Raw genomic sequence first — 16,712 nt, forward strand, 5'->3', positions numbered from 1 at the left:
GCTCTGGCTCTCCAGCTGCTGCAGGAACCAGAGGCGGGTCTGGGCCGGCGACAGGGGATGGGTCGTCTCGGCCGGAGCCGGCTCGATCGCGGCCTCGGCCGGCCCGGCGCCCGAGGTCTCGGCGTCGAGCAGCTGCTGCACCCGCCCGGCCATGCCGGCCAGGCTCGGCGCCTCGAAGACGGCGGCGACCGGCAGCTCGACCGGGACGCGCTGGCGCAGGCGCGCGACCAGCCGGCAGGCGAGCAGCGAGTGGCCGCCGAGATCGAAGAAGCCGTCGGCACGGCCGACCGCCTCGACGCCGAGCAGCTCGCGCCACAGGCCCGCGAGCGTCTCCTCCAGCGGCGTGGCCGGGCCGGCCGGTGGCAGCGACGGGGTCCCCTGCCCCTCGCCCGCGCCGGCGCCCGTCGCCGGCCTCTGCGCTCCGACGTGCAGCGGCAGCGTCGGATCGGCCAGCCAGTCCTCGGCCGTCCGGCGCAGCGCCTCGGCCAGGCGCCGGGCGGTCGCCGCCTCGAAGAGCACGCTGCTGTACTCCAGCCGGCCGTCGAGCCCGCCGTCGGCGCGCCGGGTCAGCTCCAGGGTCAGCTCGACCTTGGCGCCGACCTGCGGCAGGTCGAGCGGGCGGAGCTCCAGCCCCGGCAGGGCGATCGCGGCCAGGGGATCCTCGTGCAGGGCGAAGAGGCTCTGGAACAGCGGCGAGCGACCGCCGGCGCGCGGCACCTTCAGCGTCTCGACCAGCGTCTCGAAGGGCGTGTCCTGCCGCGCGAAGCCCTCCAGCACCGTCGCCCGCAGGCGCTCCAGCAACCCGCCGAGCGCCGGCGCGCCGGACAGGTCGAGGCGCAGCGCCAGGGTGTTGGCGAAGAGGCCGATCAGGCGTTCCAGCTCCGGCCGGCCGCGCCCGGCGACCGGCACGCCGAGGCAGAAGTCGGCCTGGCCGGCGGTCCGGCCGAGCGTCGCCGCCCAGAGCGCCAGCCAGAGCATGAAGGGTGTCGCGCCCCGCTCCCTGGCGAAAGCCTCCAGCTTCCCGGCGAGCTCGGCCGGCAGGACGAAGTCGTGGCGCGCGCCGTCGGGCGGCAGCAGCGCCGGTGCCGGATGGTCGAGCGGCAGGCCGAGCGGCGGGGCGTCGCGCAGGCGCTCGGTCCAGAAGGCCAGGGAGTCCGCCGCTCCCGCCGCGTCGCGGCTGTCCTCCAGCCAGGCGGCGTAGTCGGCGTACTGGATCGGCGGCTCGGGCAGTTCCGCCAGCGGCGCGCCGCAGGCGCGCCGGTAGAGATGGGCCAGCTCCTCGACCAGCACGGCCAGCGACTGGCCGTCGCAGACCGCATGGTGGAGCGCGATGCCGAGCAGGTGCCGCTCCGGCTCCAGGCGCAGCAGCAGGACCCGCATCAGCGGCGCCTGCGCCAGGTCGAAGGGCCGTGCCAGCACCTCCGACAGGCGGCGGCGCGCGGCGGCCTCGCGGCCGGCCGCCGGCTGCTCCTCGAGGGTCTCGAAGGCCGGCACGAAATCCAGCTCCGGCTCGATCGCCTGCAGCGGCTCGCCGTCGACCGCGACCAGGGCCGTGCGCAGGATCTCGTGGCGCGCGACCAGGGCGCGGAAGGCGGCGGACAGCGCCGCGCGGTCGAGCGCGCCGCGAACCTCCAGCGCCTGGATCACGCTGTAGGCCGGACTCGGCCCCTGCAGCTGGTCGAGGAACCAGAGCCGCCGCTGCGCCGGCGAGGCCGGGAAGACGTAGACCTGGTCGCTCACCCGGCGGTCTCCTCGTCGGCCCTGGCGCCCAGCCCCAGCGCGGCCCGGTCGAGCCGCCGGCGCGCGCGGTCGGCCGGCCGGATCGCCGGGGCGGCAGGCGTCTCGGGCGCCGGCCGCTGCCCCGCCGCCTCGATCGCCGCGGCCGTCGCCGCCAGGGTCGGCTGCTCCAGGAAGGTCCGGATCGGCAGCTCGACGCCGAAGCGCTCGCGCACCGCCGCGGCCAGGCGCACGACCATCAGGGAATGGCCGCCGAGCCGGAAGAAGTCGTCGTGGAGACCGATCTCGATCGGGCCGAGCTGGTCCCGCCAGAGCGCGCGCAGCGCGCGCTGCAGGTCGCTCTCCGGCGCGCTCGGCGCCGCCGGGGCGGCCGGGGCCGCGGGCAGCGCCAGGGCCTTGCGGTCGATCTTGCCGTGCAGGCTGAGCGGCAGCGCCGGCAGCGCGACGAAGCGGTCCGGGATCATGTGCGGCGGCAGGCGCCGGGCCAGGAAGGCGCGCAGCCCGGCGACCCGCTCGGCGGGCGGCTCCGCCGGGCCGTCCGGCGCCTCCGCCCCCTGCGGGACGATCCAGGCGGCGAGCCGGCGGTCGAAGGCGTCCTGGCCGACCATGCCGGCGACGGCGTCGCGCACCGCCGGGTGGGCGCGCAGCGCGGCCTCGACCTCGCCCAGCTCGATGCGCTGGCCGCGCACCTTCACCTGACCGTCGCGCCGCCCCAGGTAGACGATCGCCCCGTCGGCGCGCCAGCGGCCCAGGTCGCCGGTCCGGTAGAGCCGCTGCCCCTCGGCCCAGGGGTCGGGCACGAAGGCGCGCTCGGTCAGGTCGGGGCGCTTCAGGTAGCCGCGCGCCAGCTGCACGCCGCCCAGATGGATCTCGCCGACCATGCCGACCGGGCAGAGCTGGCCGCGCTCGTCGAGGATGCGCACGACCGTGTTGGCGACCGGCCGGCCGATCGGCGTCACCGGCTCCTCCGGCCCCGCCGGGCAGGGCCAGGCGGTGTCGTGGATCGAGGCCTCGGTCGGGCCGTAGAGGTTGTGCAGCTCGGCGCCGAGGCCGAGGGCGTGGAAGCGGCCGATCAGGTCGTGGGGCAGCGCCTCGCCGCTGCACAGCACCCGCTCCAGGGTCGTGCAGGCGGCCGCCTCCGGCTCCTCCAGGAAGGCCGCCAGCATCGAGGGCACGAAGTGGCAGAGTGTCACGCCCTCGCCGCGGATCAGCCGCGCCAGCACCCGCGGGTCGCGGTGGGCCTCCGGCTCGGCCAGGACCAGGCGCGCGCCGACGGTCAGCGGCCAGAACAGCTCCATCAGCGAGACGTCGAAGGTGTAGGGCGTCTTCTGCAGCGCCACCGAGCCGGGCCCGATCGGATAGGCGCTCTGCAGCCAGAGCACCTGGTTGCGCAGGCCCTGGTGCAGCGAGACCACGCCCTTGGGCCGGCCGGTCGAGCCCGAGGTGAAGAGCAGGTGCGACGGCTGCCCGGCCGTGGCGCGCGGCAGCGCCGGCGCCGCCGGGACCTCCGGGGCCGCGGCGGCCGGGTCGATCGGGCCGAGCTCGAGCAGCGGCCGCCCCTCGCCCAGCAGCTCGCGCAGCCCGGCCGCCGGCTCCAGGCCGGCGCGGGTCAGGGCCGCCAGCGGCTCGGCGTCGGCCAGCGCGGCGGCCAGGCGGTCCGGCGCCTCGTCGAGGGCGACCGGCAGATAGGCGGCGCCGGCGCGCAGGATGGCGATCAGGCCGACCAGCATCTCGAAGGAGCGGTCGAAGAGGCAGGCCACGCTGGTCTCTGGGCCAGCGCCGAGCGCGACCAGGCGGGCCGCCAGGGCGCCGCTCTCCGCCAGCAGACGGCCGTAGCTGATGGTCTCGCCGGCGAAGGTCAGGGCCGGCGCGTCGGGGTCGCGCGCCGCCTGGGCCTCGATCATCTCGTGCACCAGGCCCGGCTCGCCCTCCCAGGCCGTGGCGGTGTCGTTCCAGGTCTCGAGCAGCGCCCGCTCGGCGGCGCCGAGCGGCGTCAGCTCCTCCAGCGGGTCGTCGGGGCGCTCGACCAGGGCCGCCAGCCAGACCTGCAGCTGCCCGGCCAGGCGCTCGACGGCGGCCGGGCTGAACTGGCCGGCGTCGTAGTCGAGGTCGACGATGAGCTCGCCGCCGAAGTCGAGGGCGTTGATCGAGAGCGGGTACTTGGCGGCCTGGACCGGCGGCGCCAGCAGTCGCGCGGTCGCGCCGGGCAGCGCCGGTCCGGGCCCCGGCCGGTCGAGGTTGAAGAGCAGCTCGAGCAGCGGCGGCCGCTCGGCGCTCCAGGCCAGGCCGAGCAGGCGCAGCAGCTCGGCGAAGGGATAGTCCTGGTGGTCGAGCGCCGCGACCAGCGCCGCCCGGCTCGCCGCCAGATGGTCCCGGAACGACCCGCCGGGCTGCCGGCGGCTCGGCACGGCGATCAGGTGGGTCGCGTAGCCGACCGCCTCGGCGAGCTCCGCCTCGTGGCCGCGGCCGAGCACCGGGCAGCCGACCAGCAAGGCCTCGCGCCCGGTCAGTCGGTGCAGGAAGGCCGTGACGGCGGCCAGCAGCGTCGCGAAGGGCGTCGCCTTGGCCGAGCGGCCCAGCGCCTCCAGCCGACGCCGCAGCGCCGGATCGAGGGTGAAGCGATGGCGCCCGCCGGGATGCTCCGCGCCCGGCGCCGGCCGGCGGTCGACCGGCAGCTCCAGCGGCTCGGGCAGCGGCGTCAGGGTCTCGCGCCACCAGCCCTCCAGCTCGGCGCGGCGCCCGCCCTCCAGGGCCTGCTGCTGGAAGCGCACGAGGTCGCTGAGCTGGCGCGCCGGCTCCAGCGGCGCCGGCTCGCCGGCGAGCTCGGCCCGGTAGCAGGCGCCGAGGTCGCCGAGCAGCAGCGCCATCGACCAGCCATCGACCACGATGTGGTGCGCCGCCAGCGCCAGCACCTGCCGGCCCGGCGCCTCCTCCAGCAGGCCGACGCGCAGCAGCGGCGGCTCGGCCAGGTCGAAGGGCCGGGCCAGGAGGTCCTGCAGCCAGGCCTCGCGCCCGACGCCTTCGGCGCGGGCCAGCGCGACCGGCACGCTCTCCAGGATCTGCTGGGTGCGGCCGTCCGGGTCGATCGCCGTGCGCAGCGCCTCGTGGCGCGCGACCAGGCGGCGCAGCGCCGCCTCCAGGGCCGCCGGCTCCAGCCGCCCCTCGATCTCGACCGCCAGCGATTCGGTATAGGCCAGGGAGCCGCCGCGACCGACCTGGGCGAGCAGCCAGAGCTGCTGCTGGGCGGCGGTCAGCGGCAGGACCTTCGGCCCTGCTCCGGCCCTGGACCCCGGCGCGCTGGACGCCTTCGCGGCGGGCGCATCCAGGTAGCCGCCCTCGCGCAATTCCTCGACGCTGTCGCGCACCGCCTGGGCGACCCGGGCCATTTCGGCCTCGCCGTGGGCGTCCGACAGGAAGCAGTTGCGCCCCTCCCAGACGAACACGCCCTTCTCCAGCAGGTGATAGAACAGCAGGTCGAGGTTGCCGCGATGAGCGAAGCGGAACAGCGAGCCGCAGGTCACGACCTCAAGCGGCACCTCGCGCTCGGCCAGCCAGCCGTTGAGCCCGGCCGCGAAGCGCGTTGTCAGCGCGTTGATGCCCTCCTGCAGCGCCGGGCCGCGCCGCTTCATCTCGGCCAGCGCCGCGCGCGTCGTCGCCATGGCCAGCGGGTTGGCGTTGAAGGTGCCGGCGAAGAAGGTCGTCTCGGCCGCCGGATAGGACTCGTCGCCGTAGCGCCAGAGGCCGCCGTCGATGCCGTCGAGCAGGCCGTTGCGGCCGGCCACGGCCGCGACCTCGACGCCGCCGCCCATCGCCTTGCCGTAGGTCGCGAGGTCGGCCTCGACGCCGAACCAGGCCTGGGCGCCGCCCGGATGCAGGCGGAAGCCGGTGATCATCTCGTCGAAGATCAGCAGCAGCCCGAGCTCCCGGGTCACCGCGCGCAGCCGCTTCAGGTACTCGCCCGGCTGCAGGCCGAGGGCGCGGCTCTGCACCGGCTCGACCAGCACCGCGGCGAGGCGGCCGGCGTGGCGGCGCAGGGCCTCGAGGCTCTCGGGATCGCCGTAGTCGAGCAGCAGCAGGTCGCCGACCATCGCCGCCGGCACGCCCGGCGCCACCGGCTCGGCGTCGAAGCCGGCCGAAGCCCCCCGGCCGCCGCCGACCGCCAGCAGGCCGTCGGTGTGGCCGTGGTAGGAGTTGCGGAACAGCGCGATGCCGTCGCGCCCCTTGGCGAGCCGGGCCAGGCGCACCGCGGTCATCACCGACTCGCTGCCCGACTGGCAGAACACGACCCGCTCCATGCCGGTCAGCTCGCAGAGCAGCTCGGCCGCCGCCGCCGCGTCGCGCGAGCGCGGCGCCATGGCGAGGCCGCGCCCGATCGCCTGCTCCATCGCCTCGACCAGGAAGGGCGCGCGGTGGCCGAAGAGGTTGACGCCGAAGTCCATCGAGACGTCGACGTACGCATTGCCGTCGACGTCCCAGAGCCGGGCGCCCTCGGCCCGCTCGCCGACGATCGGGTAGAGCATCTCCTTGACCGTCGGCCGGAAGCCGGCCGAGGCGCGGCTGTCGGCGAGCCGCGGCCGCGCCGCCTCGGCGAGCCGCTTGCTGGTCGCCGTGCGCGCCGTGAAGCGGGCGACCAGCGCCTCCAGGTGGGCGCGCCGGCGCGGATCCTCGGACGCCGCCGTGTCCTGGCGCCGCGGCGGCCGGTAGGGGCCGAGCTCGCGGCCCGGCGCCGTGCGAACCGGCGCCTGGGCCATGGCGGGAACGGCCGGGGCCACCGGGGCCGCCGGGGCCGCCGGGGCCGCCGGCGTCGGCACGGCCGGCGTCGGCACGCCGCTCTCGCGCAGCGCCGCGAGCTGGCGGTGGATGACATCCTGCACCAGGTCGAGCTGGCGGGCGAACAGGCCGGCCAGCTCCTCGGGAGCGCCCTGGACCGGAACGGCGGAAAGCATCTCGACGGGCGGGACCGGCGCCGCCTGGGGCGCCGGCGCGGAACGGGCAAGGTAGTCGGCCAGCGCGCGCACGCTGGTCAGCTCCTCGAAGAACTGACTGGCGGTCAGCGTCAGGCCGTGGCGCGTGCGGATCAGCCGCCCGACCTCGACCAGGGAGATCGAATCGGCGCCCAGCTCCAGCAGCGGCGCGTCGGGGTCGAGGTCGGCCGGATCGCTGCCCAGCGCCTCGGCGACCAGGGTCGTCATTGCGGCCAGGAGGTCGGCCGCAGGCGCGGGCGCGGGCGGCGCCGGACGGTCGGCCGCAGGGGCGCTGGGGGTATCGGACATCGCGGGCTCCTCGACCCAGTGGTCACGCCGCTCGAAGGGATAGCCGGGCTGCCGCAGGCGGCGCCGGCCGTAGGGTCGGTCGAAGGCCTGCCAGTCGACCGGCACGCCTTCGAGCCAGAGCGCGGTCAGGCTGTCCAGGCCGGCCTGCCAGTCCGGGCGCTCCGGCCGCAATGCGGCCAGGAAGCGGGCCTCGGGCAGGCTGGCCGGGCCGAGCGCGGTCAGCACCGGCCGCGGCCCGATCTCCAGGAAGTGTTGGATGCCCTGGCCGGCGAGCGCCTGCAGGCCCTCGGCGAAGCGCACCGGCTCGCGGGCGTGGCGCGCCCAGTCCTCCGCCGGCGGCACCGCGCCCGGCTCGAGGCGGCGGCCATCGAGATTGCGCGCGATCGGCAGGCGTGCCGGCCGCCACTCGACCGAGGCCGCCAGGTCGGCCAGCGCGTCGAGGGCCGGCTCCATCATCGGCGAGTGGAAGGCGTGGGAGACCGCCAGGCGCTGCGTGCGCACGCCCTGCCCGGCCAGCCGCTCGGCGACGCGCGCCACGGCCGCCTCGTCGCCTGCCAGGACCGTCGCCTGGGGACCGTTGAGCGCGGCGAGCGAGACCCTGTCCTCCAGGCCGGCCAGCGCCGCGGCCGCCGTCCCGGCATCGGTCGCCGCGGCCAGCATCGCGCCTTCCGGCAGGTCGTCCATGATGCGGCCGCGCTGGGCCACCAGCGGCAGCAGCTGCTCCGGCTCGATCATGCCGGCGACCGCGGCGGCGACGTACTCGCCGAGGCTGTGGCCGAGCACGGCGGCCGGCTCGACGCCCCAGCTGCGCCAGAGCTGCGCCAGCGACCATTCGAGCGCGACCAGCGCCGGCTGGGCGTAGCGGGTGCGGGAGAGCCGCGCGGTCTCGCCGCCGTAGAGCAGCTCGACCAGCGGCACGTCGAGGTGCGGCGCCAGGATCGCCGCGCAGCGCTCCAGCTCGGCGGCGAAGGGCGGCGCGCTCTCGTAGAGGCCGCGCGCCATGTCCGGGCCGACCGCACCCTGCCCGGTGAAGAGGAAGGCGACCGGCGGGGTCGCGGCCCCGGCCGCGCGGCCGAAGGCGACGCCGGCCGGCGTCTCGCCGCGCGCGACGGCGGCCAGGCGCTCGCGCAGCTCCGCCGGCCCCGCGACGACCGTGGCGAGCCGGACGGCATGCTGCGCGCGGCCGGCGTTGCTGGTGAAGCAGCGGTCGCCGAGCGGCTCGTCGTCGCGGACCACTTCGGCACAGGCCCCCGCCAGGGCCCTCAGCGCCTCCGGCGAGCGCGCCGAGAGCAGGAAGGGATGGTGGCTGCGCTCGACGGGTGCCGGCGCGGCGGCCGGCTCCGGTGCCTGCTCCAGCACGACGTGGGCGTTGGTGCCCATCAGCGAGAAGGCGCTGACCCCGGCGCGCCGCGGCCGTCCGGTCGCGGGCCAGGGCTCGGTCGCGGTCGGCACCCTGAGCGGCAGCTCCGCCCAGGGCACGTGCGGGTTGGGCGTCTCGAGGTGCAGGTGCGCCGGCACCGCCCCCTGCTCCAGCGCCAGCACGGTCTTCACCAGGCCCGCCAGGCCGGCGGCGGCCTCCAGATGGCCGAGGTTGGTCTTGACCGAGCCGACCAGCAGCGGCCGCCCGGCCGGCCGGCCGGCGAAGACCGCGCCCAGGGACCGGAGCTCGATCGGATCGCCGAGCACCGTGCCGGTGCCGTGCGCCTCGAGATAGTCGATCTCCGCCGGCGCCAGGGCGGCGTCGGCGAGCGCGGCGCGGATCACCGCCTGCTGCGCCCTGCCGCTCGGCACCGTGAGGCCGCCGCTGGCGCCGTCCTGGTTGACCGCGCTGCCGCGGATCACGGCATGGATCCGCTCGCCCGCGGCCAGGGCGTCGGAGAGGCGGCGCAGCACCAGCACGGCGCAGCCCTCGCCGCGGCCGAAGCCGTCGGCGGCGGCGTCGAAGGTCTTGGACAGGCCGTCGGACGAGAGCGCGCCGGTGACCTCGTTGTAAAGGAAGCCGCCGGGCGAGAGCATCAGGTGGACGCCGCCGGCCAGCGCCCGCTCGCTCTCGCCGCTCAGCAGCGACCGGCAGGCCTGGTGCAGGGCGACCAGCGAGGCCGAGCAGGCGGTGTCGATGGCGAGGCTCGGCCCCTCCAGCCCGAGCAGGTAGGACAGGCGTCCGGCGGCGAAGCAGGCCGTGTTGCCGCTGCCGAAGTAGGCGTCGATCGGCTCGGCGCTGCCGCGCGCGATCTGGCGGTCGCCGTAGTCGTGCGAGGTGATTCCGACGAAGACGCCGGTGCGGCTGCCCTTCAAGGAGTCCGGCGAAAGGCCCGAGCGCTCCAGCGCCTCCCAGGCGACCTCGAGCAGCAGGCGCTGCTGCGGGTCGAGGGCGTCGGCCTCGCGGCCCGAGAGGTGGAAGAAGGCGGCGTCGAAGCCCCTCACGTCGTCGAGGAAGGCGCCGCGGGCCGAGCGGCTGCGCTCCGGCCCGGCCGCGCCGTGGAAGCGCGCGACGTCCCAGCGGTCTTCCGGGATCGGGCCGACCGCGTCGCGCCCGGCGGCGAGCAGCTCCCAGAAGGCCTCCGGCGTCTCGCCACCCGGGAAGCGGCAGGCAAGGCCGACGATGGCGATCGGCTCGGGACCGGCCGGCGCGGGCGACGGGGCCGTCGCCTTCGCCGTCGGGACGGCGGCCTTCGCGGGCGCCGCACGAGCCGTCGGCGCGGCGTCCAGCGCCGCCAGCAGCGCGGCCGCCAGGGCCGCGGGCGTCGGATGCTCCAGGGCCAGGGTCGCCGGCAGCGCCAGGCCGGTCGCCCGCTGCAGGCGGTCGCGCAGCTCCAAGCCCGAGAGCGAATCGAGGCCGAGGTCCTGCAGGCCCCGCTCCGGAGCCGGCAGGCGCTCGGCCGGCAGGCCCAGCACGGCCGCGACCTGCGCCTGCACGAAGGCCAGCGCGATGGCCGGCCGTTCGGCCGGGAAGGCGGCATCGAGCTCCTCGCGCAACCGCGGGGCCGCCGCCGGCACGGCCGCAAGGGCCCGGCGGCACGCGCCGGCGATCCAGGCCGGCGCGTCGCGGTAGGCGACGACGCCGGCGAGCTTCTCCCAATCGGCCTCCAGCAGCAGCGGGCTGGCCTCCGCGCCGCCGGCCAGACCGTCGAGCGCCGCCAGCAGCCGCTCCGGCGCCAGGCCGCCGACCCCGGCCGCGGCCCAGCGGTCCGCCTCGGCCCGCTCGGCCATGCCCAGGCCGGCGACCGGCCCGCAGGCCAGCGCCAGCGCCGGCCGACCGGCGGCGCGCGCCCGCGCGACCGCGGCCTCCAGCGCCGCGTTGGCGGCGGCGTAGTTGCCTGCCCTGGGCAGTCCCAGGGTCGCCGCCACCGAGGAGACGAAGAGCAGGAAGTCGAGCGGCAGCCCTTCGGTGGCGGCCAGCAGGCTCTCCGTGCCCTGCAGCTTGGCGGCGAGCAGCGGCGCGCAGGCCTGCCAGCCCAGCTCGGCCAGCGGCGCGTTGTCGAAGCTGCCGGCGGCCTGGATCACGCCCCTGAGCGGCGGCCCTTCCCCGGCCAACCGGGCGACCAGTGCCGCGACGCCGGCAGCATCGCCGAGGTCGCTCCGCAGCATCTCGACCGAGACGCCCCTCTGCCGCAGCGGCGCGACCGCGCTCTCGGGAACCGCGCCGCGGCTCGCGAGAACCAGATGCCGGGCGCCGCGCTCGACGAGCCAGCCGGCCAGCGCGCCGCCGAGCGCGCCGCTGCCGCCATAGACCAGGTAGCGCCCCTCGGCCGAGACCGGCAGCCAGCCCTCGGGATCGGGCTCCAGCGGCTCCAGGCGCAGGGCGAAGGTCCGGCGGCCGCGCAGCGCGAGCTGGCGCTCGCCCTCCTGGGCGAGCAGGCGCGGCAAGCCCGAAAGGCCCGGGCCGTCGAGGTCGACCAGCCCGCCGGCGCAGTCCGGCCGCTCGATCGCGAAGGAGCGCGCCAGGCCCCAGGCGGCGGCCTGCCAGGGGTCGGGCCCGGCCGCGTCGCCGTCGACGGCCTGGGCACCGCGGGTGACGATCCACGCCGGCAGCGCCGCCCCGGAGCCCGCCAGCCCGCGCAGCGCCGCGAGCGTGCGGCGCAGTCCCGCCTCGCCGCCGTCGAGCGGCGCCAGACAGAGCAGGCCCTCGTAGGGTCCGGCGCCCAGGGCCTCGGCGACCGCCCGCTCCGCCGCCTCGGGGTCGGCCGCCGCTTCGAGCAGTTGCGCATCCAGTGCGCTCGCCAGGGTCGCCGCGGCGCCGGTCCGGTCGCCGACCAGCAGCCAGCGGCCAGCAGGTGCCGGCTCGACCGGCCGCCGCGCGACCAGCAGGGTCTGGGCGCCGGCGGCGTCGCAGGGCTCGGCCGCCTCGATCTCGAAGCCGGCCCCGCTCAGCACCGCCTGCCAGGCCTCGCCGTCGAGCAGCGGATAGTCGGGCCGCCGCTCGCTGTCGGCGAAGCGCCACCAGCCCTCGGTCAGGCCGAAGACCAGGTCGAGCCAGCGCCGCGGCGCGGTCTGCTCGAGCAGCAGCAGGCGGCCGCCGGGCGCCAGCAGGCGCCGGGCGTGGGCCAAGGTCTCGCCGAGGTCGCGGGTCGCGTGCAGCACGTTCGCCGCGACCAGCAGGTCGCAGGCACCGGGCGCCAGCCCCTGCCCCGCCGGATCCCGCTCGATGTCGAGGCTCGCCGTCTCCAGCCAGGGCAGGCCTGCGTGGCGCTGCGCCGCCTGGGCCAGCAGCGGCGGCGCGACGTCGGTGAAGAGATAGCGGGCCCGGCCGTCGGGCAGCCGGCCGAGCAGATGCTCGGTCGTGCCGCCGGTGCCGGCGCCGATCTCCAGCACGCGCAGGCTGCGGCCCTCCGGCAGGGCCTCGGCGAGCAGCGCCGCCGCCGCGCCGGCCAGGGCGTTGGCGCCGTGCATCACCGCCGAGCCGCCGTAGAGCGCCGCGAGGCGGGCGCCGCTGCCGTCCGGGAAGAGGATCTCCAGCGGGTCGCGCGCGCCGCTCAGCACCTCGGCCAGGGCCGCGCCGCACTCGGCGACCAGGGCGATGCCGGCGCGATGCCCCGGAAAGCGCGCCTGCAGCTCCGCCGCCAGGGCTTCCGGATCCTCGGCCGCCGCCGCATCCTCGGCCATGACCCGGAGGCGGGCGAACAGGCGGCGATGGGCCTCGACCACCTGCGGCGCGCCGACGGCCGCGACCGCGCGGCGGGCGAAGCCGGCGCAGAGCCGGTCCAGGGCCGCCTCGACCGCCTGGGTCTCGGCGTCCCGCTGCGGGTCGCGCAGGCCCTCGGCGGCGACGGAGAGGCGCTCGGCCAGCGCCGGCGCCTCGATCGGATCGACCGGCTCCCAGGTCGTGCGATAGGCCGGTGCCGGCTCGACGGCCGCCGGCGCCGCGGCCTCCTCGGCGAACCAGTGGCGCCGGTGCTGCCAGGGATAGGCCGGCAAGACCGCGAGCCGGCTGTCCTCGGGGTAGAGGCCGGCCCAGTCGATGCGCCGGCCGGCGACGAAGCCCGCCGCGATCTCGCCGAGCGGCCGTCCGGCGCCCAGCGTGCCGCGCTTCGGACGCGGCGGCCGCCGGCCGGCGACCAGGCCTTCGGGCGTCTGGCCTCCGGCGAAGGCGCGCAGCAGGGCGGCGGCCCGCACGGCGTCGGCCGCGACCAGGGCCAGGCGCTCGTCGTGATGGGTCCGGCGCGTCGCGGCGGTCCAGCAGAGGTCGGCGAAGGCACGCGGATCGGCGCCGAGGCCTTCCAGCCGCCCCGCCATCCGCCCGGCCAGGGCCGCAAGCGCCTCCGGCTCGGCGGCCGAGAGCACGAGCAGCCGTTCGGCGACCTCCAGGGCCGGCCGCGCGTCCGCCTCGGCCGGCGGCGGGCCGAGCAGGATATGGGCGTTGGCGCCTCCGAAGCCGAAGCTGCTGACCCCGGCCAGCCGCGCCTCCGCCGGCCAGGGCGCCGGCTCGGCCAGAACCCTCAGGCCCAGCTCCTCGAAGGGGATGTCCGGGTTGGGCTCGCGGTAGTTCAGGCTGGCCGGCAGCCGGCCCCGGCCGAGCGCCAGCACCGTCTTGATGACGCCGGCGATGCCGGCCGCCGCCTCCAGGTGGCCGATGTTGGTCTTGACCGAGCCGATCGCGAGCGGCGCTCCCGCGCGGCCCTCCAGCGCCTCGGCCAGGGCCAGGGCCTCGATCGGGTCGCCGAGGCGCGTGCCGGTGCCGTGGGCCTCGACGTGGCCGAGCGCCGAGGGGTTCTCGCCGGCCGCGGCCAGGGCCGCGCGGATCACCGCGACCTGGGCCGGGCCGTTGGGCGCGGTCAGGCCGTTGCTGCGGCCGTCCTGGTTGACCCCCGAGCCGCACAGCAGGGCCAGCACGGGATCGCCGGCGGCGCGCGCGTCCTCGAGCCGTTCCAGCACGACGACGCCGCAGCCCTCGCCGCGCACGTAGCCGTCAGCGCGCGCGTCGAAGGTCTTGCAGCGGCCGTCGGCGGCCAGCATATGCGCCGCCGAGAAGGCGGCCATCAGCTCGGGCGCCAGCAGCAGGTTGACGCCGGCGACCAGGGCCCGCTCGCACTCGCCGGAGAGCAGGCTCTGGCGCGCCAGGTGGAGCGCGACCAGGGAGGAGGAGCAGGCGGTATCGACCGCGACCGAGGGGCCGCGCAGGTCGAGGGCATAGGACAGGCGGTTGGCGGCGATCGAGAGGGCGTTGCCGGTGCCGGCGTAGAGGCCGGCCTTCTCCGCGCCCGGCGGCTGGATGCGGCTGTAGTCGAAGGTCGAGATGCCGACGAAGACCCCGGTCGCTGAGCCGGCCAGGCGCTCGCGTGTCAGGCCGGCCGATTCCAGCGCCTCCCAGGCGACTTCGAGCAACAGGCGCTGCTGCGGGTCCATGGCGTCGGCCTCGCGCGGCGCGATGCCGAAGAAGCCGGCGTCGAACAGCTCGACGCCCTCGATCAGCCCGGCCCAGCGCGGCGGCCCAACCTCACTCTCACCCTCGCCCGCGCGGACCGGGGCGAGCGCCGGCCGCACCGCGGCGATCTCCGCGATCGCCTCGCGGCCCTCGTCGAGCAGCCGCCAGAAGGCCTCGGCATCGGGCGCACCCGGGAAGCGGCAGCCCAGGCCGACGATCGCCAGTTCGGCCGACCTCCTAGTCACTGCTGCCCTGCCCCCTTCGGCTGCCGTCGCCACCAGCGAGTGTAGCCCGGCGCCACCTTACGGTCTGCTTGAGAACGCATGAGCCTTTGTTCATCAAGCGACGCCGAGCCAGCGGCGCACTGCGCCGGGGAAGCGGTCGAAGAGCGAGTCCTCCGGCAGGTCGGCCTCGACGACGCTGAGGCCCTCGCGCTGCGCCGCCCGCCCCAGGGCCGCGGCCAAGCTCGCCGCATCCCCGGCCCGCTCGTAGGCCAGGCCGAAGCCGGCGGCGATCGGGCCGAAGTCGATCCGCGTCCGGTGCCTGAGGCGGGCGCGCAGGCCCGCGTCCTCCGGCCAGACCGAGAGGTCGAAGATGCCGGGCCCCTTGTTGTTGAACAGGCAGATGCAGCCGTCGAGACGGCGCTCGGCGAGCGGCTCCAGGGAGGCCAGGTCGTGCAGCATCGCCTGGTCGCCGACGATCGCGAGGCCGCGGCCGCCGTGGCCGAGCAGGGCGCCGAGGAAGGTCGAGAGCGTGCCGTCGATGCCGTTGACGCCGCGGTTGCAGAGGATCGGGTGCGCGTCCGGACCCGGCTCGCAGAAGAGGTTGCCGAGCCGCGCCGGCATGGAGTTGGCGAGCAGCGTCAGCTCGAAGCCGGGCGCCGCGCAGGCGACCGCCGCGGCCTGGGCGTCGCCCCAGCCGGCCAGCGCCAGCGCCTCCTCGCGGCGCGCCCTGGCCCCGGCCTCCGCGGCCAGCCAGCCGTCGCGCCAGGCGGCGTCGCCGGGCGCGAGCGCCTCGGTGAGCCGCTGCAGCGCGGCGCGGTCGGGCGCCACCAGGGGCTCGATCCGGCCGTGCAGGAAGTCCGCCTCGACCGGCCGGCGGGCGATGCGCAGCACCGGCGCCGACTGCCGCCTGAGGTAGCCGTGCAGCGTGTGCGAGACCGGCGCCGCGCCGACCTGCAGGATCAGCTCCGGCGGCTCGGCGGCGAGGGCCGGCGAGAGCACCAGGATGTCGGCGAGCGAGACCAGGTTGGGCGCCGCCGGTCGGCGCAGGCCGCTGGCGGCATCGGCGAAGAGCGGAAAGCCGGTCGCGCCGGCGAGCTCGGCGATCCAGGCCGGCGGCACCGGCGCCTCCGGCCCGGCGACGATCAGGCCGCGCAGCCCGGGCCGCGCGCCGAGCGCGGCCAGCAGCGGCTCGACCTCGACCGGCGGGCTGGCCGGCGCGGCCAGCGGCTCCGCCGGCCCCGGCGGCAGGCGGCGCGGCTGCCAGTCCGAGCCGGCGTCCAGGCTGGCGACCCGCCCCTGCAGCGGCACGTTGATCTGCACCGGTCCGCGCGCCGGCCCCGGCAGCACGTGGCGCAGCACGCCGGCCAACTCGGCGCGCAGCGTCGCGAGCGCCGACGGCGCCGCGTCGGGCATCGGCAGGTCGAGCGCCGCCTCGACCATCGAGGCGCAGAGGCCGAGGTGGTCGCTCGCCTGCGGGCCGCCGCCGGCGCGCTCCTCGGGCGGCCGGTCGCAGGTCAGCAGCACCAGCGGCGTGCCCCAGGCCGCCGCCTCGGTCAGCGCCGGCAGCAGGTTGGCGACGGCGCTGCCCGAGGTCGTGACCACGGCGACCGGCCGGCCGGTCGTGCGCGCGATGCCCAGCGCCAGGAAGGCGGCGCCGCGCTCGTCGACCCGGGTCACGCACGCGAAGGCGGGATCCTGGCCGAGGGCCAGGACCATCGCCGCGCTGCGGCCACCGACCGTGAGCACGGCGTGGCGCACGCCGGCGCGGCCGAGCTCGGCCGCGATCGCCTTGCACCACAGCAGGTTGAGGTTCATCCGCTCGGCGGCCATGGCGCCCTGCCCGCTCATTCCGCCGGCCGGACCAGGGTCACGAAGACGAGCAGCGCGGTCACCGCGCCGACGCCGGTCGCGAACCAGGCGAAGCTGGACCGCCGGGAGAAGGAGACCTCGCCGCGGAACACGTTGAGCAGCACCGAGCCGGCGACGAAGCCGCGCGCCGCCTCGACGTAGCCCTGGTGATGCTCGCCGGCCAGCTCGGCAATCACCAGGCCGGCCAGCATGGCGGCGAGCAGGATGAAGCGGCCGCGATGGTCGAAGCGCTCGGCGAACTGCTCCTCGAAGCCGCGATCGATCAGCAGGTAGTGCAGTGCCATGGCGCCGGTGAAGACCCAGGTGAAGACGGTCGGGCCGCGCCCGGCCTGCTCGGCGACGAAGAACATCAGCAGCAGGTTGAACAGCGCGAAGGAGGCGAGGTGCAGCCGGTAGACGCCCAGCGGCGGCCCGCCCGCCCGGCCTTCGTGCACGCGCAGCGACTTCTCCAGGCCGTAGAACACCAGGAAGCCGGCGAGCGCGCAGAGGAAGGCGGAGATCTCCTGCAGCGGCACGAAGGCGTCGCCGGGCACCAGGACCGCGCCGACCCGCTCTCCGGCATCGGCCAGCTCCGGCAGGGTGTGCAGGAAGACGAAGGCGACGGCCGCCCCGGAGCCGAAGGAGACGGTCTCGTCCTCCGGCACGAAGGGCAGCCGGCGGATCCGGCCGGCCAGGAAGTGCGGCGCGGCGAGCAGCAGCAGGAAGGCCAGCTGCCAGCCCCAGGCCGCGGAGCTGCCACTCATCTCC

4 protein-coding genes (1 of these 4 running past the window's edge) are annotated in these 16,712 nt (G+C 77.1%); all 4 read right to left on the minus strand.

The window, feature by feature from the left end; all coding sequences use genetic code 11:
- A protein-coding gene (locus B9O00_RS06305; RefSeq protein WP_085121611.1) for a hybrid non-ribosomal peptide synthetase/type I polyketide synthase crosses the window boundary here: on the minus strand, positions 1 to 1,740 show its 5' portion. The gene continues 7,428 nt to the left of window position 1, outside the view; the window shows 1,740 of its 9,168 coding nt (coding positions 1-1,740); its start codon is at positions 1,738 to 1,740; its stop codon lies off the left edge, out of view.
- Positions 1,737 to 14,117, minus strand: a complete 12,381-nt coding sequence (locus B9O00_RS06310) for a hybrid non-ribosomal peptide synthetase/type I polyketide synthase (RefSeq protein WP_089229656.1) — start codon at positions 14,115 to 14,117, stop codon at positions 1,737 to 1,739. Before B9O00_RS06310 ends, B9O00_RS06305 begins: the two co-directional genes overlap by 4 nt.
- A gap of 93 nt (positions 14,118 to 14,210) precedes the next feature.
- Positions 14,211 to 15,944, minus strand: a complete 1,734-nt coding sequence (gene menD / locus B9O00_RS06315; protein WP_085121613.1) for a 2-succinyl-5-enolpyruvyl-6-hydroxy-3-cyclohexene-1-carboxylic-acid synthase — start codon at positions 15,942 to 15,944, stop codon at positions 14,211 to 14,213.
- Entirely contained in the window at positions 15,941 to 16,708 is a 768-nt protein-coding gene (locus B9O00_RS06320; RefSeq protein ID WP_085121614.1) for a hypothetical protein, read from the minus strand. The genes menD and B9O00_RS06320 overlap by 4 nt, the downstream gene beginning before the upstream one ends.
- Between the last annotated feature and the right edge of the window lie 4 nt (positions 16,709 to 16,712).

It is taken from the genome of Tistlia consotensis USBA 355 (assembly GCF_900177295.1).
Taxonomy (GTDB): Bacteria; Pseudomonadota; Alphaproteobacteria; order Kiloniellales; family DSM-21159; genus Tistlia; species Tistlia consotensis.